The organism is Nodularia harveyana UHCC-0300 (genome assembly GCF_034931085.1).
In the GTDB taxonomy this organism is placed as follows: domain Bacteria; phylum Cyanobacteriota; class Cyanobacteriia; order Cyanobacteriales; family Nostocaceae; genus Nodularia; species Nodularia harveyana.
Genome location: NZ_JAYGHG010000011.1, coordinates 32116 through 55634, shown reverse-complemented (window position 1 = coordinate 55634; position 23519 = coordinate 32116). Strand labels below are relative to the sequence as shown.

Sequence of the window (23519 nt, the reverse complement as noted above, 5' to 3'; positions counted from 1 at the left end):
TTGGCAAAATGCTCACTCAGGACAAATTCGCACCTACCAGTAATATGCTTGACAATAAAGCTTAAGTATGTATTCAGCATCCTACTAAAAACGATCATTTTGTAGTCGGTTAAATGATACAACGTTAGTGATTAAACGTTGATAGTCAGTAATTTAGCTTCCACTATCTTCTCATGTAAATTACCTTACACTATTTAATATTTTTTATTGAGGATACTTGATGCGTCAACCCCCTGGGTTCGGAATCAGGGATATAACGGTAGCAAAGTGGCTCCAACGCTTGAGGAAGTATCCCTTGAGTAACTAACCGTAATTCTGGCGATCGCCCAGTTAGGCATGATTATGAGTAGAATCTTGGCTAGTGCCACAATGATGACAGTAAGATAAATACTTGTAAGTCAGCAGATGACAGCTGGGACATTCAACATATTGATAAGAACCACAGTGGGGACAGTATGTATCATGTTGGCGAATTTTTTTAGCACAGTGAGTACAGCGTGAATTTTGAACTCTCCTCACTGCTTGAGCTTTAGTATTCAAAATCACTTTCTGGAAAAGCTGAATAATTCCAAACCCAACAACTGGAATCAACAAAATATAAACGTAACTAATCAGGAACAGCAAACCACCCAGAATTTTGCTGACAATATCCACAAGGAATGAAAACAATATTCCGAATTGCAGAAATTCACAGATTTTCAGGAGCAGTGGTATAAAAAAGATTACCAATAAATGCCAGCTAATCAGCGAAATAAGTCCATATTCTCGACGTTGAGCAAAATTATGAACTAATAAAGCGACAACAATCAGGGGGAGGAGAAACAGACACTGAAAAGCTAATTGAATACTAGGATACCAAAATAAAGCTGTTTGATAATTTGCAGCTAAGGGATTAAAGTTACTCTCTTCTTGCAAAAAACTTAAAAAATTAATACTTTCCGGTGTGGTGACTAATTGATTTTTTAAATTAGTAATTTCCTGTTTCAGAGTAGAAATTTTTTGGTTATTTTGTGCTAACTCTTGTTTAGCTTTTTCTGCACCAACTACATTAATTGATTGGTCTGGAGACTGACCAGCAATTTTTTCTAAAAGTGTAGAGTCATATTCAGATCGAATGCTCTGATTTTTTTGTTGAAACTGAGTAACCTGTGTTTCTTTCTGCTGAATATTTTCTAAGATTTGATTATTTTCGGGAATGTTAATCTGGTCTTGATATTTAGCATACTGCAAGCAAGTTTCTGAAACTTTACCCAATTGTCTATCTTCTACTTGTGTGTAAGATTCTTGCCGACTGCGATAAGGATCAAATATAAACAATGAATTCTGGATAATTTCATAGTCTTTATTAGTAGTAGTTTGTTTTCTATAATTATCCCATTGGGTATAACATGGATAAGCCTGTTGTGGACTAATATGCCATCTACTAATATCAACTAATCCTGTGAAAACATTGATTAATATAAAAATATCAATCACAATAATCACAAATAAACTGGCTTTGTTTAATGGTTCATTATTGATTTTTCGAGATTTTCTGAAGAATTGATTCCAGAGGGCGCGAATTTTACTGAACATATTAGGTTTTCAATAGATGATAACTGAATGTATATAATGCGAAAATGGGTTGAAAATGAAAACTATGGTGAAAATACTATCTTTCTATCTGATAAAATACTTATAAAAGTATGGCACTGCATATTCAATCAAAAGAGATGAAAAGCAGGTAACTTTCGCATTATTTTATAGATGACGTGACTTCTAAAAAAAAGTTCGCACAAATAGGGAGAAATGCTTTTATCCTTGTGTGAGGAATCAACCCAAAGGAGAAAAACAGTGTTGAAATATCATATATTTTCCATAGTTAGTTTAGTTATAGTCGGTGAAAGTCTGTTTTTTCCATCACCCAGTTACTCGAATCCCTTAGTGGCGCAATATAGTTTACCAATATCCACAAATTTGTTAAATCAAGGTTTACAGGCTATTCAGGCGGGAAGATTTGAAGATGCGATCGCCGCTTTTCAGCAAGCAATTCAGCTAGACCCAAATTTAGCAGCAGCCCATTATAACTTAGGTTTAGCACTGCGCCAAACCGGACAATTAAAACCTGCGGCTGATGCTTTCTACCAAGCCACACAAGCAGATCCCAATTTTGCGCCAGCCTTTGCGAATTTAGGGGGAGCTTTATTAGAAGGAAATAATTTGCAGCAAGCCAGTGATTATTTAGAAAGAGCTTTAGAACTCGACCCCAGGCTAGGTTTTGCTCACTATAACTTGGGTTTAGTGCGACAGCAGCAACGAGATTGGGATAGTGCGATCGCATCTTTTAAAAAAGCAATAGAATATAGTAAAAATGCCCCGGAACCTCATTACCATCTGGGAATATCTTATCTTCAGCAAGGTAAAATAAATCAAGCTAGAGATTCTTTCCACCAATCCATCAGAATTAATCCTAAATATCCCGAAGCTCACTATAATCTCGGCACAATTTGGCTGAATCAAGGTAAACTCAAAGAAGCGTTAACAGCTTTTAGAAAAGCCGCCGAAGCTAACCCTAATTATGCCCATGCTTATTATGGTGCGGGATTAGTTTTTAGAGAACAAAAGCAATATGCAGAAGCGGTACAAGTATTACAATATGCCAGAGATTTATATAATGCTCAAGGTAATCCCCAATGGGCTAATAATGCCACACAATTGTTGCAAGAATTACCAAATTTAAATTACCAACCTCGCTGAGGCGTAATCACTGAAAATTACATAAAATTAAATTAGTTAGTGGATTCGCTGGTGTGGTCTGAAGTTGACCAGATGAGAATGGAAAAGTAAATGTATAAGCGCTTCAAGAGTCGATTTTTATTTTGCGATCGCTGGCTAGATAGACACACAATTGTTCGCAACATGGAAGCTTTCCAAGACTTAATTGTGATCGTCTTATGTTTAGGTTTGTTCGCTGTGATGCTGATTCAGTTGTGGGGCATATTTATAGCCATTATCCAGTCAGTAGAATATCAACAGGTGACGGCAAAAATACTATTTGTGTTGATTTTGGTGGAGTTATTTCGACTACTCATGGTTTACTTGCAAGAACATAGTATTTCCGTGGGAGTCGCAGTTGAAGTGACAATTGTATCTCTACTGCGGGAAGTTGTAGTTCACGGCGCGTTGGAGATTTCTTGGATTCAAACAGCCGCAATTTGTGGTTTATTACTTGTTTTGGGTTCTCTGCTACTGGTATGTGCCAAAACACCCCACATGGATTGCATGAGTGCTAACACCAAATTTTGCCCTATTACTGATCAAGGGGGTCTGGAAAGGCGAAATGAGCATGGATGCTAGGATTTTCCACCATGAGGGTGCATCGACTGAGAAAATATTCCCTCACCCAGATATTCACTGAGATTTTATCGTTTTCAGTAGGGTGGCGATCGCACCGAGAACAACAGCAATACTAAGGGCGATCGCAAAGGGACTATTAGGCTGTTCGCGCAACACAGGTGTAACATCAATTTGATATGGCATTTCAACAGACCCAACTAATGATGTAGCTTCCTGGGGCTTCATATTCAGTTCCTCCACTTCAATTCTTGTTTCGGGGGTCGCGTTCTTTTGGTTAATGTTTGTCATTGCTATCACACCGTTTTGCTTGATGAGACCAAGTTACTGTGAGTGATAAGTGCAGCGCTGGACATTTAAGGACAGGACAGGGACAGAGATTAAATGTCCTTTTCTGACCCTCAAAAATTAACCAATCTGCCTAAAATAGAAATATCCTGATCAGCGAAAATACATTACAGATGGGAGAAACACGGAACCGTGATAGTGTTCGAGTCAATGCAAAAGGAAAAGAAAAACTAAAAACTGCTAAAGCAGCGAAACGTGATTATGATGGTAAGCGTTTCACTTATTTGGACATTGCGGGATGTGCAAAAGTAGCAGAAAAAACTGTTAAACGCTTTTTTGGCGGTCAAGAAAATGTTGATTATGACTCTGCAATTAGTATCGCCAAAGCCTTAGATTTAGAACTAACAGACTTAATAGATGAAATACCCACGACTCCGCCACCTGAAACTACAGCGACTCTCATCAACTGGCGCGAAGTATGTAACACAATGCTGGAACCGCAGCGCCGGATAACCAGCAACGCCTTTATGCAAGATGAATCTGCCAAAAAAGAAAGACAGCAGATTTATGTTCCCCTAGCACTGGTGGAAAGGAAGAAAACAGAGAAACGCGACAAAGAAGACTTTTCCCCAGATGCGGGAACACGTCTTTATGAACCGGAGTATGAAACCCAGCAGCGATTTGAACATGAAGCTTTTTTCAGTCAAATTCTAGAACAGGGCGAAGGTAAAACCAAAGGTCAGCAGATAGCAGTAATTGGAGAACCGGGTGCAGGGAAAACAACTCTACTGCAAACCATCGCTTTTTGGGTATTAGAGCAAAATTTAGGCTTACCAATCTGGATTTCTCTAGCAGACTTGGCGCGAAACGGTAATTTTACAGAAATTCAAACCTATATATATGAGAGTTGGCTTCAGAAAGCAATTCCGCCCACAGAACTAACTCAAGAAATACAGGATGACTTGACAAACCAAATTCAGCAAGGGCGAGTGTGGCTGCTGTTGGATGGGGTGGATGAAATATCAGCAGGTTCAGCATCTCACCAGGCATTAGAAGAAATTTCTCATCAGTTAACTGGATGGGTAGGGCGTTCATCGCGGGTAGTGTTAACTTCTCGGCTGAATGTTTGGCAAGCAGATCGTAATGCCCTAGAAACCTTTGAAACCTATCGCCTACTGGACTTTGACTATCCCCAAGAAGTACATAAGTTTATTAATAAATGGTTTGTGAAAGATATTGAAAAAGGAGAACGGTTAAAAACAAAATTAGAGTCAGCTGAACAGTTGCGCTTGCGGGATTTGGTGCAAACTCCCCTGCGGTTAACGCTGTTATGTAATATCTGGCACAATGAAGAGGGGAATTTACCACAGACCAAGGCGGGACTGTATTATCAGTATGTACAGAAGTTTTACATTTGGAAACCAAACCGTTTCCCCACCACCAAACAAGAACAACTAGAGTTAAACCAAGCTTTAAGACGTTTAGCCCTGCGGGATATCAACGAAGGGAGTTCACGCTTCCGGTTGCGGGAAAGTTTTATCATTGAGGAATTGGGATATCCAGATGATGAAACTTCACTGTTTTCCAAAGCATTAAAACTTGGCTGGCTAAATCATGTAGGAATTGCGGCTGAATCTTCTAGCCAAGAAAAAGTTTATGCTTTCTACCATGCCACCTTTGAGGAATATTTTGCAGCCTTAGCTGTTGACGATTGGCACGATTTTCTCAATCACGTTCCTGAAAACCCAGAACAAGGAACCTATCGCATATTTGAACCACAGTGGAAAGAGGTAATTTTGCTGTGGTTGGGACGAGAGGATATAAAAAAAGAGCAGAAGGAAGAATTTATTCAGGCGTTGGTAGCATTTGAGGATGGCTGTAAAAGTCAGAGTCAAATTCCTGACTGGAAAGGATTTTATGAATACCGTGCCTACTTTCTAGCCGCAGCCGGAATTGCCGAGTTTAAAGATTGTAGTTTTGCAGATGCAATTGTGCAGCAAATCGTCACATGGGTATTTGATTATTCCAATATTCAAACACATAATGCTATGGCTGTATTGCTAGAAACAAATCACAAACAAGCGACCACTGCTTTAGTGGAGTTAGTTCGTGATTCTCAAAATAAATTTACTAGTTTGAAAGGGGTAGATATTTTAGCGAAAATAGCTCCAGAAAATCCTAGTGCTATCACTGTATTAGAAGAGTTAATTTGTGATTCTCAAGATGAAGATACCCGTAGGCAAGCGGCGGAGAGGTTAGGAGAAATAGCGCCAAATAATTTCAATGCTATTACTACATTAGTTGATTTAATTCGTTCTTCTCAAAATGAAATTACACTGATTCAAGGGGTCTGGAGTTTAGAAAAAATAGCTCCGAGTAATCCCACTGCAATCACTGCATTAGAGGAATTAACTCGTGATTCTCAAAATGAATTTACCCGGATACAAGCGGCAGACAGTTTAGTCAAAATAGCTCCCAATAATGATACTGCTATCACTGCATTACTGTCGTTAATTCGTGATTCTCAAGATGTATATACCCATTGGCGTGCGGCAGAGAGTTTAGAGAAAATAGATCCCAATAATGATACTGCTATCACTGCATTAGTGGAATTAATTCGTAATTCTAAAGATGAACATATCCGTATGATCACGTCATCTGTTTTAGGGAAAATAGATCGAGATAATTGCATTGCTATCACTGTATTAGTGGAGCTAATTCGTGATTCTCAAGATGAAGAAATCCGTGGGGTAACAGCAGAGAGTTTAGAGAAAATAGCTCCATATAATTCCACTGCTATTACTGCATTAGAGGAATTAATTCGTGATTCTAAATCTGAAGAAACCCGTATAATCGCGTCATCTATTTTAGGGGAAATAGCTTCAAATAATCCCACTACTATCACTACATTAGAAGAGTTTATTGGGAATTCTAACTCTGAATATACCCGTTGGCAAGTAGCAAATAGTCTAGGGAAAATAGATCCAGGTAATCCCACTGCTATCACAGCATTAGAGGATTTAATTCATGTTTTTAAAGATGAATATACACGTTGGCAACTGGCGGATAGTTTAGGGAAAATAGCTCCACATAATCCCACTGCTATCAATGTATTAGTGGAGTTAATCGGAAATTCTAAATCTGAAGAAACCCGCAGGCAAGCGGCAGATAGTTTAGGGAAAATAGCTCCACATAATCCCACTGCTATCAATGTATTAGTAGAGTTAATCGAAAATTCTAAATCTGAAGAAACCCGCAGGCAAGCAGCAAAAAGTTTAGTGGAAATAGCTCCATATAATCCCACTATTATCAATGTATTTGTGGAGTTAATTCGTAATTCTCAATCTGAATTTACCCGTTACCAAGCAGCATTAACTTTACAAAAGTTGTTAACAGAATCGGAGAATATGGCAGCAGTTGTCACCACTTTGAAAAATCACTTATCAAAAGAGGCTTACAAAGTTATCTGGCACTGCACCCAAACCATGACTTATCCAGCCTTTTATAAAGCTTGGCATCGCGCCGCAAAGCGGAAGTAAAAAATCAAAAATCAAAAAGTTGTACTTGTAGCAGGTAACAGCTTCAAAGCCTTGATTTTATCTTATGTATAGCCGCGATTTCTAAGGGTTACAGGGCTAGGTGAAAGATGTTAAGTCACAAAAAAAAGAGCGGGTTAAAAAACCCACTCCCAAAGAAACATTAATTTAAACTAGGTTAATTAACGAACAAGTTCCGGCGCTTTCAAAGAAATCTGAGGCACTTCTTTTTGCTGGGCTAAAGTCGGCACAGAATTACGCAACCTTGCTGTTAACTGCACAGTTGTCGCGTCATACATCTGAGTTAGTAACTTGGGATAAAACCCAATACCAATAATTGGTATTAACAAACAAACAACAATAAACACTTCACGGGGTTCAGCATCAATCAAAGCTTGGTGAGAAACTAATTCTTCGTTTTCTTCCCCGTAGAAAATTTCGCGTAACATCGACAGCAAATAAATCGGAGTTAAAATTACTCCCACAGCCATCAAGAACACCACGATAACTTTAAAAGTGGAGCTATAAGCATCGCTGGTGGCAAAGCCGACAAAGATCATTAATTCTGCAACGAAACCGCTCATTCCTGGCAATGCTAAAGAAGCCATAGAACAAGTGGTGAACAGAGCGAAAATCTTTTTCATCCTCTTCCCAACACCACCCATTTCATCCAACATCAGGGTGTGTGTCCGGTCATAGGTCGCGCCCACAAGGAAGAATAAACTCGCCCCAATCAACCCGTGAGAAACCATTTGTAAAACTGCCCCACTCAATCCTAAATCGGTGAAGGAAGCAATACCAATGAGAACAAAGCCCATGTGAGAAATTGAAGAGTAGGCAATTTTCCGTTTCAGGTTGCGCTGGGCGAAGGATGTCAGGGCGGCGTAGATGATATTCACAACCCCCAAAACCACTAACACAGGGGCAAAATAAGCATGGGCATCGGGTAGCATTTGGGCATTCATGCGAATTAAGGCGTAACCGCCCATTTTCAAGAGAATCCCGGCTAACAACATATGCACTGGGGCTGTAGCCTCACCGTGGGCATCTGGTAGCCACGTATGCAGGGGAATGATTGGTAATTTGACCGCATAGGCAATCAGGAAGCCAGCATATAATGCTAACTGAAAATTGAGGGCGAAATCTTTCAAGGCGAGGGCGCGCATATCGAAGGTCACCGTATCGCCATAAAATCCCATTGTCAGGGCAGACAGCAAAATAAACAACGACCCACCGGCGGTGTATAAAATAAATTTAGTCGCTGCATATTGTCGCTTTTTGCCTCCCCAAATCGACAGCAGAAAGTATATGGGTACAAGTTCCAGTTCCCACACCAAGAAAAATAACAGCATATCCTGAACGGCGAACACGGCAATTTGGCCGCCATACATCGCCAGAATCAAGAAATAAAATAGCTTGGGCTTAAAGGTCACTGGCCAAGCGGCTAAAATCGCCAGGGTGGAAATAAACCCAGTCAAAATAATCAGAGGCATGGACAAGCCATCGGCCCCTACTGACCAATTCAAATCGAGTTGAGGAACCCAGGGGTAACTCTCCACCATCTGCAAATCTGGATTCGAGAAATCGTAACCAGTAGAAAAAGCGTAAACAATGAGTGCAAAATCTATTAGCCCCACAATCAGGGAATACCAGCGCACTGTTTTGCCTTCTTTATCTGGGATGATGGGAATCAGTAGAGACGCGGCTACAGGTAACAAAATAATTATTGTCAGCCACGGGAAATTAGCTGTATTCATCGCAATTAGTCTGCAATCAGAGTCATGTTTGGCAAAAAGTCACTAGTTATTAACTAACAGTTTTTTCGGTAATTCGTCTGCCTTGTTAGGTTGATTTAATAAAAACAAAGAAAGATGAAGGTGAGTAGAGGTAAACCCTGCCTTCATCTTTACAGGAGGTAACTTCGTGGTTCATCATTGACCGCTAAGTTGCTAGAGGTGAATATTCGCCTCTGTTCTGAAGTTAGGTGACACCGAAGACAATCACTAAGCCCAAAACAGCCCCAAAGATAATTAAGGCATAGAATTGAGCGCGACCGTTTTCTAAGTATTTCAAACCTTCACCACTGACAAGGGTGAAAAAGCCTGTAAGGTTAACAGCACCATCGACAACGCGGAAGTCAACTTCCATGACTTGTCTGGCGAGACGACGTAAACCCAGGACAAAGACACGATGGTAAATGTCATCGAAATACCACTTGTTGAGGGATAGTTCGTAAAGTGGTTTGATTTGAGAGGCGATCGCAGCTGGATCAATTTTACGCCGCAAATACATCAAGGAAGCAAAGGTAATCCCAATTAAAGAGATACCCACTGAAGCCCCCGCCATGACGTAAAATTCCGTGGAGTTGAACTCAGCAGCTTTTTCTAAAACTTCGGAGAGGGTTTCGCTGGGGGGAAAAATAAACTCCTCGAAGTAATTAGCATAAGGTGTTCCCACCAAACCAATCAAAATTGAAGGTATAGCCAACAATGCCAAAGGCAAAGTCATAGTCCACGGTGATTCATGGGGAGTATCACTGTGGTGTCCGTGGTCATTTGCTGCTAATTCACCTTGTTTCATCGCCCCAGGGCCAAAGTTAGGCACTGCTGCGGCTGTTTTGAGTTGAGTCTTGATTTTTTCGTCAGTACCCCGGAATTTGCCTTCAAATGTCATGAAGTACATTCTGAACATATAGAAAGCGGTAATCCCGGCGGTTAACCAGCCAATCAACCATAGTAGGGGGTTAATCTCAAAAGCGTTGCCCAGAATTTCATCTTTTGACCAAAAACCGGCAAAAGGTGGCACACCAGAAATTGCCAAGCAACCAATCAAGAAGGTAATCCCGGTAACTGGCATATACTTTCGCATTCCTCCCATTAAGCGCATATCCTGCGCTAAAGCTGGGTCATGACCAACAACGCCTTCCATACCGTGAATTACGGAACCGGAACCTAAGAACAACATGGCCTTAAAGTAGGCATGGGTCATTAGGTGGAACAATCCCGCACTGTATGAGCCTAAGCCCATCGCCATCACCATGTAGCCTAATTGGGAGATGGTGGAGTAAGCTAGACCCTTTTTGATGTCATTTTGGGTCATGGCAATACTCGCCCCTAAAAACGCCGTAAATGCCCCGGTGAAGGCAATGACGTTCATGGCGGCTGGTACGTGTTCAAATACTGGGTACATCCGGGCAATTAAGAATACCCCGGCGGCTACCATTGTGGCGGCGTGAATCAGCGCAGAAATGGGGGTAGGGCCTTCCATCGCATCTGGTAGCCAGACGTGGAGAGGAAATTGAGCGGATTTCGCCACTGGTCCTAAGAACACCAAAATAGCCAAGACGATGGCGAGAAAGTTGCTGATAGAACCTGTTTCTACTAGTTGCGCTAGGCGATCGCCCATGATTCCGAAATCAAAGCTGCCGGTAGCCCAGAACAAGCCCAGGATACCCAATAGCAGCCCAAAGTCACCCACGCGGTTAGTTACAAATGCCTTTTGGCAAGCATCTGCTGCGGCTTTGCGATCGTACCAAAAGCCGACCAGCAAGTAAGAACACATCCCCACTAGTTCCCAGAAGATGTAAATCTGCACCAGGTTGGGACTAAGCACCAGACCCAGCATTGAGGAACCAAATAAACTGAGATAGGCGTAAAACCTGACATATCCTGGGTCATGAGCCATATAGCCATCTGTGTAGATCATGACTAATAAGGCTACCGTGGTGACAATCACCAGCATCAGGGCTGTTAAGTGGTCGATAGTGTAGCCCATGCTCAGGTGAAAATTACCTGCTGCTGCCCATTCTAGGGTGCGGAGATAAGGCGCGTGGCCTTGAATTTGACTCCACAGCAAGGCCAACGAGAAACTCATAGCTGTTCCCATCAGGGAGATGATCACCACAGCATTAAGTTGTCGGAGGCGGTTTGTCACCTGATTTAAAGAAATTAACCCTAGACCAACCAGTAATGCTCCTAAAAGCGGAAATACTGGAATCAGCCAGGCATACTCATAAATTACTTCCATCACTGATGCTTACTTTTAGAATTCTTGACTAAGGCTGAACTTTTAATAATTGTGACACACACCCTTGAGGATAAAATACCCCACCCAAAGCTTATGGGGCGGGGTAATTAAGCATGGTTTTATATTTTAGGAACTAGTTACAAGGGAATGGGAACTGTGTAATGGTCTTACTAATCACCAGTAACTAGTCCCGCCAACCCAATTTATGCTGACCGGCATTCCTGCTCTACTGCTCTCAAATTACTGTATGTTTGAGAACGATTGTTGTAAGTAAGTTTAATTTCTTCTAAAGCCAAACGTAAATCTTCTTTGCCCCGGAAACCTTCTAGGCGATGCCGAACTATGCCATTTTCCACCAATAATAAAGTTGGCAGTGACTTTAGTCGGTAAGTATTAGCCAATTTGAAATTATCATCAGCATTCACTCCTACTAACTTAATTTGCTCACTACATTGAGCCTGAAATTGAAACAACAGAGGGTGAATCAGGCGACACAAACCACACCAGGGTGCTTCAAAATTAACTAAAACAGGAATGGGAGATTGTAAAACTTCTTGTGTAAATGTCCGCTCACTAACCGACAACGCCATGATGCCTCTAGATTTATAAGGTTTTTATATTAAAGTAGCTATCAGTATTGGGAAATGGTATGCCAGTCATTGACTACATCAGTTTTCGATAAACCATAATTATGCAACAATTCCAGTGTTGATTTTCACTGTCATCAAAAACCAGGGGGATTTATGCTGGTGCTATTTCAGCTTTTCAACTCTTGATTGCTGCTGTCTTAAAGGAAATTAGATTACTGTGTTATCACTTCCCCGGTTGAAGCATTTGACTGGTAACAAACTAAGGAAGATAAAATATCAAACTGACTGAGCGCACTCCCACTGACAGCTATTTCAACTCATACTACATTGATTTGGCAGCAGTTGAAAAGCAGAAATTTCTACCCACTGATATTTTCTTTTCATAGTGGGGATCGTCTCAAACTACCATTGTATCCTACTAGTTGCTACAAGTAACAGGGGGTGCGCCCAAGACAGCAGACCTACAAAAACTGCCACTCCTAAGTAAGCAGGGCGAAGAAATTCCTGCCATTTGATAGATTGACGACCGTCAATAATTGCTTGGAAAGGAATAATTGATGTTCTCTGTTTCACCATTTCAAAGGCTTCACCATAGCGGGCTGCTAAACGGCGATCGCCATGCCAAACTCCAAATAAATGATGTAATATTAAGCCCACGGAAGTAACCAAAGTAAAGCTAGTTCCTATCCAGAGGGTATGGGCTAAACACCAAATTATTTGTCCTACCATCTGAGGATGGCGAGTAATACGAATAATTCCTGTCTCAAACAGGTAAACTTGAGGCTTTTGAATGGCGGCAATTTCTAGTAAATTGAAGGTAGCAGGATACAAAAATATAAAGGAAATCGCTGATAATACCCAAACTACTTCCCTGACTCCCGGCACTCCCTGTACTAGCCACAGTTGCAAACCATCATAACGATGATTGAAAAAGTAAATAATTAAGATTACGGCTAAAGGTAAACTAACTAATGCAAAGCAAATGCGATAAAGCCTTGCTCCTATGTGTTTTTCTGCCCAGGGACGTAGGGCGGCTCCTCCACTGTGGGCGATCGCAAAAGCTAATTGCAACCCCAACATGACAAAATGACTGGGGGTAAGCCAAGAATTCAGCATAGTATACATAAGTGAAGTTATTGAACAAAAATTTAACTCGGTACAACCAATACCATAAAGTTTTCACCAGGAGACTTTGATCAAGATGTTGTGTTACTGTCTTTTTCGAGTCAAGCCTCCAAGTTGAATATGTAACTCATTCGTCATTAGTTATTTGGGCTGTATATCTGCCCTGACTGGGTGTGGTTCACTCACGACTCATGACTCCGCATAGCGGATTGATTTGTTACCCAAGCTGCTCCTTTCAAAATTTGTGGGTTGAGCCTTATGTCTGACCTTCCTTTTACTTTAGATCAGTTACGTATCCTCAAGGCGATCGCCGCCGAAGGGAGTTTCAAACGTGCTGCTGATAGTCTTTACGTCTCCCAACCAGCTGTGAGTTTACAAGTCCAAAATTTAGAACGACAGCTGGATGTACCTTTATTCGACCGTGGGGGTCGTCGCGCCCAATTAACCGAAGCTGGACATTTGCTCTTAAGCTACGGTGAAAAAATCCTGAGTCTATGTCAGGAAACCTGCCGCGCCATCGAAGATCTACAAAATCTCCAAGGCGGGACTCTAATTGTCGGGGCTTCTCAAACCACTGGCACTTACCTGTTACCGAAAATGATTGGGATGTTTCGGCAAAAATACCCCGATGTGGCAGTGCAATTACACGTCCACTCCACCCGCCGCACTGCTTGGAGTGTTGCTAATGGGCAAATTGATCTGGCGATTATCGGTGGTGAAATTCCTACAGAACTCGCAGAATCATTGGAAGTTGTACCCTACGCCGAGGATGAATTAGCCCTGATTTTACCCATATTCCATCCTTTTGCCAAACTAGACAAAATTCAAAAAGAAGACCTATACAAACTACAATTCATTGGTCTGGACTCCCAATCAACTATCCGCAAAGTGATTGATCAGGTGTTAACACGATCTGATATTGATACCAGGCGGTTTAAATTTGAGATGGAACTCAATTCTATAGAAGCCATCAAAAATGCTGTGCAGTCAGGCTTGGGGGCTGCCTTTGTCTCTACTTCAGCCATCGCTAAGGAATTACAAATGGGCGTACTACGATGTACCCCGATTGAAGGTGTGGTCGTTAAGCGTACCCTGTGGATGATTTTTAATCCTAATCGCTATCGTTCTAAGGCGGCAGAAGCCTTTAGTCAGGAAATTTTACCTCAGTTTGCTACCCCAGAATGGAATGAAGATGTGTTAAAATTATCACAACAAAAGTTAGTAGTAAATACACTGGATACAGCTACTACTAACTCCTCTGAAGCACGCTAATATATAGTCATTCGTCTTGTGTTTATTAGCTCATGACCAATGACTAAATAATTACTAATTCGTAGTTCGTAATTCGTAGTTAATAAGTTCCGGATACAATATCCTTAATTTATTGGTGGGCAAAATAAAATTTCTTCCTGATTGCGAGTAAATCAATTTATTCATGGCAGAACAATTACGAATTACGAATTATAAATTACGAATTATTCTGACTAATACATAAAATGAAAGTTTACTGCACTCGTCCTAGCTGCTCTCGGCCAGAAAACTATTTTACAGATTTAGATGATGTCACAACCCTGAAAACCATAGAGCAAAAATACTGTACTAGTTGTGGTATGCCCCTAATACTAGATGGTCGATATGTTCCAACTAAGTTGCTAGGAAAGGGTGGCTTTGGTACGGCATTTTTAGCCCGCGATCGCCGTATACCCGGAATGCGTAAATGTGTAGTCAAGCAGTTCCAACCTACGGGGAGTTTGTCCCCCAGTCAAATGGAACAAGCACAAAAACTGTTTGAGCGCGAGGCGGAAGTGTTAGCCCAAATTGGTAGCCAACACGATCAAATACCTGATTTATTTGCCTTCTTTCCCATAACAGCAGGGGAGAAAGAGCAGTTTTTTTACTTAGTACAAGAATATATTGATGGTCAGAATCTGGAGGAAGAATTATTTGATCAAGGCAAATTTTCAGAACAGCAAGTTTTAGAGGTACTACAAGAAATTCTCCAGGTTTTACAATTTGTCCATAATAAAAATATCATTCACAGAGATATTAAACCTTCCAATATCATGCGTCGTCGTGATGGTAAACTGTTTTTACTGGATTTTGGCGCTGTTAAGCAGATAACAAATGCTGCCTCCGGCGGCGCGGTTTCTTCCACCGGCATCTATTCTATGGGATTTGCCCCCCCTGAGCAAATGTCTGGGAATCAAGTCTTTCCATCTACAGATTTATACGCTTTGGCTGTGACTATTCTTAATTTGCTCACAGGAGAGGAAGCAACTCAGCTGTTTGATGCTTATACGAATCAATGGAAATGGCGGAATCAAGTCACGGTCAGTTCTAAGTTGGCTGATGTTTTAGATAAAATGCTTCTGGCTGCTGCAAGTCAACGGTTTCAATCGGCTGATGAGGTACGAGTTGCTCTGTTTGAACCATTAATTTCCCCCACGGTCTTACCACAGCCTCAACCACAGCATCAATCTCAGCCTCAAGCGCAGTCTCAACCTAAATCTCAGTCAAAACTAAAACCTCAACCTCAACCTCAACCTCAGCCTCAACCTCAGCCAAAACCTCAGCGAGTATCATCACAGCCAGCCTTTTCTACTTGGGAATTATTAGGTGGATCTGCTTTTAGTGGATTTGAAGGGGCATTAATTGCGATCGCTATTTACAGTTTATTTGGATCAGTTATAATTTCCGGATCAGCTGCTGCTGTGATTTTAGGGATACTAATTTTTGCCCAAACTAGGCGCTGGATTGAAAAATTTGATTTATTAATTATTCCAAGCATCACTTTTGCAATTATCTTTTTTATTCCCTTTTTACAGGCTGAAATTGACATTCAGATAATAATATTTCTAGCAGTAGCTGCTGGGTTAGTAGCTATTTCAGTCACATCTATATTTCGCTTAATTTATAAAATCATATCTCTTATACTTTAATGATATAAAATTACAAAAATCTGCTATAAATCAATATCTAATAATAGATAAACACCAATATTTTTTTGCTTTCATCAGAGAAGCACTATAGTTTACAAGTTAGTAATATCCTATGTCACACAAAAAAGAAACTACTATACTTTTGTTGTCCCTCATGGTTACATTGGGATTAGTTGGTGGTGGTTTGTTGTTATTTAAAGACGAAATATTTCCCGAAAATCCTGCTGGTGAAAAAACACCCAGTAATAAGTCTGTCAGCGATCGCATTAGTTTTGGCGAAAAGATTTTAACACCAGGAGATGTTAATCCAGATAAAACAGCAGGTGTACAAGCTTTAGCTAATAAAGATTATCCCGCAGCAATTTCTAGTTTAGAAACTACTTTAAAACAGCAGCGTAATAACCCAGAAGCCCTGATATATCTGAATAATGCTCGGATTGGTTCTGATAAAAGCTATAGCATTGTGGCATCTATACCATTAGGTAATGCTCCCAACTCTGCTTTAGAAATTTTACGAGGTATCGCCCAAGCTCAAGATGCTGTGAATAGTTCTGGAGGTATTAAAGGAGTACCTTTAAAGGTAGGGATAGCTAATGATAATGATAATCCCGAAATCTCTCAACAAATCGCTACCAGCTTAGTCAAAAATCCCGATGTCTTGGGCGTAGTTGGTCCCAATGCTAGCGATACGACTTTAGCCGCAGGTACTGTTTATAATACTGGCAAATTAGTGGCGATTTCTCCCACTAGCACTTCTGTGAAAATTACTAACTTTAGCCCCTACGTTTTCCGCACAGTCCCTAGTGATTTTATGGCGGCGAGAAGCTTGGCTAATTATATGGTGAAGGATTTGCAGAAAACCCAGGCTGCTGTTTTCTTTAATTCCCAGAGTAACTACAGTCAGTCTTTGAAAACTGAATTTGTTTCATCTTTGTCTCTAGAAGGAGGGGGAGTATTACGTGAATTTGATTTGTCACAACCTAATTTTAGTGCGGCGAAAAGTCTAGAACAAGCAATTCAGGAAGGCGCAGAAGTTGTCATGTTAGCAACTAATACTGCAACTTTAGACAAAGGCTTGCAGGTCGTTCAAGTTAACCAGAAACGCTTAAACCTGCTGGGTGGAGATGATGTTTACAATATCAAAACTTTAGAAGTTGGTAGAGAACAAGCATCGGGAATGGTAGTAGCAGTTCCCTGGCATATTTTAGGAGAAACCAATTCAGATTTTCCCCAAACATCTCGGCAGTTGTGGGGTGCGGATGTCAGTTGGCGAACTGCGATGGCTTATGATGCTACTGTCGCCTTGATTGCGGCTTTAGAAAAAAATCCTACTCGTTCGGGGGTACAACAAGCACTGTCTGCGTCTGATTTTTCCGCAACTGGAGTCGCTGGTGCAGTTAAATTTTTACCTTCAGGCGATCGCCGCGCTGCTGTACAGTTAGTGAAAATAGTCAAGGGTGAGCGATCGCGTACTGGCTATGATTTTGAACCAGTACCATAATCGCAAAGTAGAAACCAGAACAGTCGTTAGCCCTTGCCGTTGGAGCGGACGCAAGGGCCATAAACTGCTCTTTTACCAATAACATTTATTCTCCCTTTTCAATGTTTTGGTAAACCGAACAAATCGAGCATTGAGATTGTTTCATCCACATATCACCCAATTAAGCTAAATCTGTTTGTGGTGGTCAAACAGATTGCTTGAACCAAAAAGCAAGTAGGTGTTGCTGACTCTAACTTACTTTGGCTATTCGTTATCAGATATCAACTAGATTTTAGTTGACTCGATTAATCGAATCTGCTGGCAAACAAATGAGATTATCTCCTTGGGTGAGAATTAAGCCGCGTTGACGCAACTTACCCATCAAGCGAGTTACAGTTACACGAGTCGAACCGATAGCGCTGCCGATTTGGGCATGAGTCAAGGGGAATGGTAGAGCATAGCCGCGAATCACATCGGGATCGGTTTCGCTCATTGATGGTTCTCCATATTCCTCAATTAACAGTGTGAGGAATCCTAATAAACGGTCAATTGTGCGTCGTTGTCCTAAGGCACTCAACCACAGCAATTTACGCTGGTGCTGATACCTAAAGGCATCCATCACTTCACGCCGAAAATGAGGCCAGTTATCTAAGTCATGCCAGTACATCCACAGCACCGCAGTTTGATCTACGTGGGCGTATGATTGGAGCGTGAATGGTGACTGAGCGACAATTTCAAACGGCTGTCCCGCACCGACAAAACCCAAGAAGGCTTCTTCTGGAGTTCGGTTAATTCGTCGAGACGTTAGCTGACTGGCAGTAGCACTAACTTGTGCTGTTCCTACCATACGAATTGCACCCCTCTGTACCAAGTACAGCAAACCAGGCCGGGCTGGAATGCGTTCATCTTTGCTAAAGGTGCGGCAGCGATAGTGTTCTTGAGCCCAGTCAAGAATGCGTTGCCAAGTCAAAAAAGGCCGTGATGCCTCAGAAAAAGAAGATGGAGATTGCATAGGTAACAAAGAGCGTTCGGCTGAAGACAAAGACGTAATAAAAAGGTGCAAGGAGTGTCTTTGTGTTGGCGGAGTCGGCTTAACGCCTAACAGCGCCAGCCATTTAAAGAGTAGAAAAGCAGTTATTTTGCACTCTACTCTTTTGTTATACATCCTACTGTACAATGATTGTAGTAAAGTTTACTTACTATTCATCAAATATTCATCAAATTTTATGCTACTCTCATTTTTCTTCATCAAGTTTAGATTTATATCTTAAGATACCTAAAGAAAATATACAAATCACTAAAGGATACCTTTTTAGATCACTCCTATGATACAAATATCTACTAGTGGGCAAATATATAGCAATCAAAAGGTTAGTATACAGTTATCTAGTAGATGCACTGAGTTTTGAGGCTTTATCTACAGGACTAAACGACAGGGAATCGGGAAAATTTCCTCTATACCAAGGTAGCGACAATAGTCGAATTTTATATATTTCAGGTATAGCCCTACAATTGAGCAAATCTCATAATCAACCAACTCTGGAGATAGCTAATCATATTGTGTCTCACTTGTTAACCAAGGGTGAGGGCGCTTTTAGATTACAAATAGTTTCTCCTGGATGGATTCACCTGGAATTAACTCATGGATTTTTAGCGACTTGGTTACAAAGCTTGGTGGTGAGTAATGTCGCCACAGATAAGGAAATGGGAACCAGCAAAATTACCAGACAGAATCAATCTCGCTTATTTTCTATTCAATACGCTCATGCACGTTGCTACTCACTGCTGCTGCTAGCTCACCGCGAAGGATTAATTAAACTCACAGAAGCAATAGCAGAGATCAATGATAACTCTGGTTTTTATCAGACAAGTTTTGCTAGTTTGTTGTCAGCTGAGGAAATACCTTGGCTCAATGATGATCAAAAACTCCGCCTCATTCATCCAGCCGAGGGTTGTCTGATCAGTGAATTGGTAAAAGTGGTTGACTATTTAGAATTTGCTGATTTGACTGCTAGGGTCAATTGGGAAAAATTTGCACTGGATTTAAGTCAGGCCTTTGAGAGTTTTTGGTGTCAGTGTCGGATTTGGGGAAAGGTGAAGATTTCTACCCCAGAATTAGCTCAAGCGAGACTGGGATTGATGATTGTTACTCAGTCAGTTTTGAGGTGTTTATTAGTAGACAAATTGGGTGCTGTGGCTCCTATTTCCTTATGAATATGAGCCGTTTTGTCGTAACTCTTGACTGATGGCATTACCTCGACTATATTATCTGGTGTGTGAGGAGCGAACCAGCGAAGGCACCGAGACGAAACACGGCCAGTCGTCGGTGTCTTTTCTGATTTCATGGCATTAGGACAGTAAAAATTTTTCGATCGCAGTTGCAACTCCATCATTCTCTATAGATGGTGCTATCCATTGAGCGATCGCTTGCACTCCATCTGGTGCATTTCCCATAGCTACACCAATACCAGCGTATTGCAGCATTTCCACATCATTAAAGTTATCACCAATAGTCATGACATTACTGCTTTCTAAGCCTAGTAATTCTTCAGCTATATAACGTACAGCAGTTCCTTTATTAACTAGGGGATTAGCCGCTTCAAAAAAGGTCGCCACAGATGTTGTTAAATACAGTTCCGCAGGTGTGTATTGGCGGCGCAAATTCCCCAATAAATCGTTAATTGCTTCCGCATCGTCGCATAAAGCTAATATTTTTGTGGGTTGATTGGTGAGGACTTGGCGCAAATCACCCACGGGAATGGGAGTAATACCGGAACGTTGAGCATAAACTTGAGTTTCTTGGCTCAAATCCCGCACATAAAGCTGATCATTGATATAAAAGTGGACGGATAGGAGCGATCGCAAATGTGGTTGTTCAAAATAATCTAGTAGTTGGTGCGCCATATCTTTGGAAAGAGACCAATGGCGGTGAATTTTCTGATTAGCTGGGTCTTGAATCCAAGCGCCCTGATAGGCTGACAGTGGTAGCGTAGAGTTAACTTCCTCGTGGAAGCGTAAAGCCGAACAATACATCCGACCAGTAGCGATCGCCACCTGAATCCCCTTAGCCTGTACCGCCGCGATCGCCTCCTTCACAGCTGCGCTTACCGTATTAGACTCACCAGAAATCGTCCCATCTATATCTAAAACCAGTAATTTAATCTCATTTCCAGCCATATCCTGATTACCCAACCCAGATACTTCGTGCATAAATTTCCTAGATTTCAACTCCCAGTAAGAGGTTAGCAGTCTCTAGGGAGTCGTGGGGAGTACTTAGGCTAAAATAAATTTATGTCTAAAAATTCCCCTGCTGTCACACCCACACGTCCCACCTTCATCCTTGTCGATGGACACTCCTTAGCCTATCGTTCTTATTTCGCATTCGCCAAAGGAAGAGATGGTGGATTGCGGACTAAAGAGGGAATACCTACTAGTGTATGTTTTGGCTTTCTCAAATGTCTCTTAGAAGTCATAGCCACAGAACAACCCCAAGCAATGGCGATCGCCTTTGATTTAGGATTACCCACCTTTCGTCATGAAGCCGACGACACCTATAAAGCAGATCGTCCCGGAACACCAGAAGACTTTTTACCCGACCTAAAAAATCTCCAAGAATTGCTACAAGGTCTTAACCTACCCATTTTCACCGCTCCCGGTTATGAAGCCGATGATGTCTTAGGAACCCTAGCCCAAATAGCCACCACCGCCGGCTATAAAGTTAAAATTTTGTCAGGTGATAAAGACTTATTTCAACTCATCAACCCTGAACAACAAATCACCGTTTTAAACTTTAGTCCCGACGCTCTCAAACGCTCCACAAATAACATCACCGAATTTAGTACAGAAGAAGTTAAAGCCAAATTAGGCGTACTCCCCACACAAATAGTTGATTACAAAGCCCTCTGTGGTGACAAATCAGATAACATTCCCGGTGTCAAAGGAATCGGTGAAAAAACCGCCGTACAACTACTTAATACCTACAATTCTCTAACTGATATTTATGAATCTATAGATCAAATTAAAGGCGCAACTCAGAAAAAACTGCAAGCAGGAAAAGCCGACGCAGAAAAATCGCAATACTTAGCCAAAATCGTCTTAGACGTTCCCCTAGAAATTAACTTAGAAAATTGTCAATTAACTGGATTTGACACCAGCATTCTCACACCTATTTTAGAGAAATTAGAATTTAAAACTTTTTTAAATAAAATTAACCAACTTCAGCAACGTTTTGGCGGAGAAATTGCCGAAATATCCACAGCAAATTCCAGCAATAATGAAGATGAAGATATATCATTTTTCACTGCTGCTGAAACAGCCTCACAGCAAACCGCCTCACCAATTCAAACCAGAATTATTAACAACCCCGAAAAACTCACAGAATTAGTCAACCTATTAAAAACATTCACTAACCCAGCTTTCCCCGTCGCGTGGGACACAGAAACCACCGACTTAGAACCAAGAGACGCAACCTTAGTCGGAATTGGCTGCTGTTGGGGAACAAAACCAGATGAATCAGCCTATATTCCTCTGGCGCATAAAACCGGCGAAAATTTAAATCAAGATATCGTATTTGCAGAACTCAGTCCCATTCTCACCAGTACCGATTATCCCAAAACCTTCCAAAATGGCAAATTTGACCGCTTAGTTTTTCGCTGTCAAGGAATTAAACTGGCGGGAATTGTCTTCGACACCATGTTAGCCAGTTATGTTCTCAATCCAGATACTCCCCACAATCTAAATGATATATCACTGCGTTACTTAGAATTAATTCTCAAAAGTTATCAAGAATTAGTTCCCAAAGGACAAACCATTGCTGATATCAATATTGCATCTGTGGGATATTATTGCTGTTTGCAAGTACACGCCACATTTCAACTAGCGCAGACATTAACTCAGGAACTAGAAAAGTTTCCCCTTTTGCACAAATTATTATTAGAAGTAGAACAACCGCTAGAAAGAGTATTAGCGGAAATGGAATATACAGGTGTTTGCATTAATTCAGCATATTTGCACGAACTATCCCAGCAGTTAGAGATAGATTTAGCCAAATTGCAGGAAACAGCAACTACAATAGCTGGAGAAAACTTTAACTTAGGTTCTCCTAAACAATTGAGCGTTATCTTGTTTGAGAAATTGGGATTAAGTACCAAATATTCTCGCAAAATCAAAACAGGTTACTCTACAGATGTAGGAACATTAGAAAAACTCCAAGAAGTTGATGAAACTGGGTTTGTTGATGCCATGATGGAGTATCGTACTTTATCTAAATTAAAGTCTACTTATGTAGATGCGTTACCAGCATTAGTCCGTCCCGATACTCAGCGACTCCACACTAATTTTAATCAAACAGTCACAGCAACGGGTAGATTATCTTCCTCTAATCCCAACTTACAAAATATTCCCATTCGCACAGCTTTTAGTCGCCAGATTCGCAAAGCATTTTTACCAGAATCAGGATATTTAATGGTAGCGGCTGATTACTCACAAATAGAGTTACGAATATTGGCTCATTTAAGTCAAGAACCGATATTATTAAAAGCTTATCAGGAAAATGAAGACATTCACACCGTAACAGCGCGTTTAGTCTTTGAAAAATCAGATATTACCTCAGATGAACGCCGCATAGCTAAAACTATCAATTTTGGGGTAATTTATGGTATGGGTTCCCTGAAGTTTTCCCGTTCCACCGGGATAGATAAGACTGTAGCCAACGAATTTATTAAACGGTTTAATGAACGTTATCCCCAAGTTTTTGCATATTTGGAAGGGGTAAAAAAACAAGCAATTTCCCAAGGTTATGTGGAAACTATACTCGGTCGGCGGCGTTATGTTGACTTTAAAAATGATAGTTTAAGAAAATTAAGAAATAGCAACCCCGAAGATATTGACCTAAGTAAATTAAAAAATCTCGGTCCTGAAGATGCGGGATTATTACGTTCTGCGGCTAATGCGCCAATTCAAGGTTCCAGCGCTGATATTATCAAGATAGCCATGATTAAAATGCATGAAGTTTTGCAGAAATATCAAGCACGATTATTATTACAAGTTCATGACGAATTAGTGTTTGAAGTTCCTCCCCAGGAATGGGAAGAATTGCAACCACAGATTAAATCAGTTATGGAAAATGCTGTATCTTTGAGTGTTCCATTACTGGTAGATGTCCGCGCCGGTGATAATTGGATGGAGACAAAATAATTACATA

Annotated in this window: 16 protein-coding genes; 8 read left to right on the top strand and 8 right to left on the bottom strand. The window is 41.0% G+C overall.

The window, feature by feature from the left end:
• Positions 1-330: 330 nt before the first annotated feature.
• Complete coding sequence (locus VB620_RS09400) at positions 331-1575, bottom strand: hypothetical protein (protein WP_323195888.1); 1245 nt, start codon at positions 1573-1575, stop codon at positions 331-333.
• 213 nt (positions 1576-1788) lie between these two features.
• Between VB620_RS09400 and VB620_RS09395 the strand changes: the two genes are divergently transcribed.
• Complete coding sequence (locus tag VB620_RS09395) at positions 1789-2736, top strand: tetratricopeptide repeat protein (protein WP_407674190.1); 948 nt, start codon at positions 1789-1791, stop codon at positions 2734-2736.
• Positions 2737-2826: 90 nt separating this feature from the next.
• The gene (locus tag VB620_RS09390) at positions 2827-3336 is read left to right on the top strand and encodes a phosphate-starvation-inducible PsiE family protein (protein WP_323195886.1); all 510 of its coding nucleotides are present in this window, start codon (positions 2827-2829) and stop codon (positions 3334-3336) included.
• A 54-nt stretch (positions 3337-3390) separates the two neighbouring features.
• On the opposite strand, the gene VB620_RS09385 is transcribed toward VB620_RS09390, so the two are convergent.
• Positions 3391-3624 carry a hypothetical protein gene (locus tag VB620_RS09385; RefSeq protein WP_323195885.1) on the bottom strand — a complete coding sequence of 78 codons (234 nt, stop codon included), beginning with the start codon at positions 3622-3624 and terminating at the stop codon, positions 3391-3393.
• A gap of 170 nt (positions 3625-3794) precedes the next feature.
• Here VB620_RS09385 and VB620_RS09380 point away from each other — a divergent pair, with 170 nt between their 5' ends.
• Positions 3795-7160, top strand: a complete 3366-nt coding sequence (locus VB620_RS09380) for a HEAT repeat domain-containing protein (protein WP_323195884.1) — start codon at positions 3795-3797, stop codon at positions 7158-7160.
• 179 nt (positions 7161-7339) lie between these two features.
• Here VB620_RS09380 and VB620_RS09375 read toward each other — a convergent pair whose 3' ends face one another.
• The 4 genes from VB620_RS09375 to VB620_RS09360 form a co-directional block, all read right to left on the bottom strand.
• Complete coding sequence (locus VB620_RS09375; RefSeq protein ID WP_323195883.1) at positions 7340-8914, bottom strand: NAD(P)H-quinone oxidoreductase subunit 4; 1575 nt, start codon at positions 8912-8914, stop codon at positions 7340-7342.
• Between the two features lie 223 nt (positions 8915-9137).
• Complete coding sequence (locus VB620_RS09370; protein ID WP_323195882.1) at positions 9138-11183, bottom strand: NAD(P)H-quinone oxidoreductase subunit 5; 2046 nt, start codon at positions 11181-11183, stop codon at positions 9138-9140.
• 203 nt (positions 11184-11386) lie between these two features.
• Positions 11387-11773 (bottom strand): thioredoxin family protein, encoded by a 387-nt coding sequence (locus VB620_RS09365; RefSeq protein WP_323195881.1) that lies wholly within the window; start codon positions 11771-11773, stop codon positions 11387-11389.
• A 402-nt stretch (positions 11774-12175) separates the two neighbouring features.
• Entirely contained in the window at positions 12176-12889 is a 714-nt protein-coding gene (locus tag VB620_RS09360; RefSeq protein ID WP_323195880.1) for an NnrU family protein, read from the bottom strand.
• 267 nt (positions 12890-13156) lie between these two features.
• Between VB620_RS09360 and VB620_RS09355 the strand changes: the two genes are divergently transcribed.
• From VB620_RS09355 to VB620_RS09345, 3 genes are all read left to right on the top strand, one after another.
• Positions 13157-14170, top strand: coding sequence for a LysR family transcriptional regulator (locus tag VB620_RS09355; protein ID WP_323195879.1), 1014 nt, complete (start codon positions 13157-13159; stop codon positions 14168-14170).
• 224 nt (positions 14171-14394) lie between these two features.
• On the top strand, positions 14395-15837 hold the full coding sequence (locus VB620_RS09350; protein ID WP_323195878.1) for a serine/threonine-protein kinase: 1443 nt from the start codon (positions 14395-14397) through the stop codon (positions 15835-15837).
• A 112-nt stretch (positions 15838-15949) separates the two neighbouring features.
• Positions 15950-17338, top strand: coding sequence for an ABC transporter substrate-binding protein (locus VB620_RS09345; protein WP_323195877.1), 1389 nt, complete (start codon positions 15950-15952; stop codon positions 17336-17338).
• 271 nt (positions 17339-17609) lie between these two features.
• Here VB620_RS09345 and VB620_RS09340 read toward each other — a convergent pair whose 3' ends face one another.
• Positions 17610-18329 carry a Crp/Fnr family transcriptional regulator gene (locus VB620_RS09340; protein ID WP_323195928.1) on the bottom strand — a complete coding sequence of 240 codons (720 nt, stop codon included), beginning with the start codon at positions 18327-18329 and terminating at the stop codon, positions 17610-17612.
• A 332-nt stretch (positions 18330-18661) separates the two neighbouring features.
• Here VB620_RS09340 and VB620_RS09335 point away from each other — a divergent pair, with 332 nt between their 5' ends.
• Complete coding sequence (locus tag VB620_RS09335; protein WP_323195876.1) at positions 18662-19531, top strand: glutamate acetyltransferase; 870 nt, start codon at positions 18662-18664, stop codon at positions 19529-19531.
• A 135-nt stretch (positions 19532-19666) separates the two neighbouring features.
• Here the strand turns inward: VB620_RS09335 and VB620_RS09330 are convergent, their stop codons facing one another.
• On the bottom strand, positions 19667-20527 hold the full coding sequence (locus VB620_RS09330) for a Cof-type HAD-IIB family hydrolase (protein ID WP_323195875.1): 861 nt from the start codon (positions 20525-20527) through the stop codon (positions 19667-19669).
• 81 nt (positions 20528-20608) lie between these two features.
• Here VB620_RS09330 and polA point away from each other — a divergent pair, with 81 nt between their 5' ends.
• Positions 20609-23512: a DNA polymerase I gene (gene polA, locus VB620_RS09325; RefSeq protein WP_323195874.1), complete on the top strand. Its 2904-nt coding sequence runs from the start codon at positions 20609-20611 to the stop codon at positions 23510-23512.
• The last annotated feature ends 7 nt before the right edge of the window (positions 23513-23519 follow it).

Bases quoted from the DNA above. Each gene is read 5' to 3' on its own strand.
- VB620_RS09330 (WP_323195875.1), bottom strand. From the start codon at position 20,527: ATGCACGAAGTATCTGGGTTGGGTAATCAGGATATGGCTGGAAATGAG.
- VB620_RS09345 (WP_323195877.1), top strand. From the start codon at position 15,950: ATGTCACACAAAAAAGAAACTACTATACTTTTGTTGTCCCTCATGGTT.
- polA (WP_323195874.1), top strand. From the start codon at position 20,609: ATGTCTAAAAATTCCCCTGCTGTCACACCCACACGTCCCACCTTCATC.
- VB620_RS09400 (WP_323195888.1), bottom strand. From the start codon at position 1,575: ATGTTCAGTAAAATTCGCGCCCTCTGGAATCAATTCTTCAGAAAATCT.
- VB620_RS09355 (WP_323195879.1), top strand. From the start codon at position 13,157: ATGTCTGACCTTCCTTTTACTTTAGATCAGTTACGTATCCTCAAGGCG.
- VB620_RS09350 (WP_323195878.1), top strand. From the start codon at position 14,395: ATGAAAGTTTACTGCACTCGTCCTAGCTGCTCTCGGCCAGAAAACTAT.
- VB620_RS09385 (WP_323195885.1), bottom strand. From the start codon at position 3,624: ATGACAAACATTAACCAAAAGAACGCGACCCCCGAAACAAGAATTGAA.
- VB620_RS09395 (WP_407674190.1), top strand. From the start codon at position 1,789: ATGCTTTTATCCTTGTGTGAGGAATCAACCCAAAGGAGAAAAACAGTG.
- VB620_RS09340 (WP_323195928.1), bottom strand. From the start codon at position 18,329: ATGCAATCTCCATCTTCTTTTTCTGAGGCATCACGGCCTTTTTTGACT.
- VB620_RS09380 (WP_323195884.1), top strand. From the start codon at position 3,795: ATGGGAGAAACACGGAACCGTGATAGTGTTCGAGTCAATGCAAAAGGA.
- VB620_RS09375 (WP_323195883.1), bottom strand. From the start codon at position 8,914: ATGAATACAGCTAATTTCCCGTGGCTGACAATAATTATTTTGTTACCT.
- VB620_RS09360 (WP_323195880.1), bottom strand. From the start codon at position 12,889: ATGCTGAATTCTTGGCTTACCCCCAGTCATTTTGTCATGTTGGGGTTG.
- VB620_RS09370 (WP_323195882.1), bottom strand. From the start codon at position 11,183: ATGGAAGTAATTTATGAGTATGCCTGGCTGATTCCAGTATTTCCGCTT.
- VB620_RS09390 (WP_323195886.1), top strand. From the start codon at position 2,827: ATGTATAAGCGCTTCAAGAGTCGATTTTTATTTTGCGATCGCTGGCTA.
- VB620_RS09365 (WP_323195881.1), bottom strand. From the start codon at position 11,773: ATGGCGTTGTCGGTTAGTGAGCGGACATTTACACAAGAAGTTTTACAA.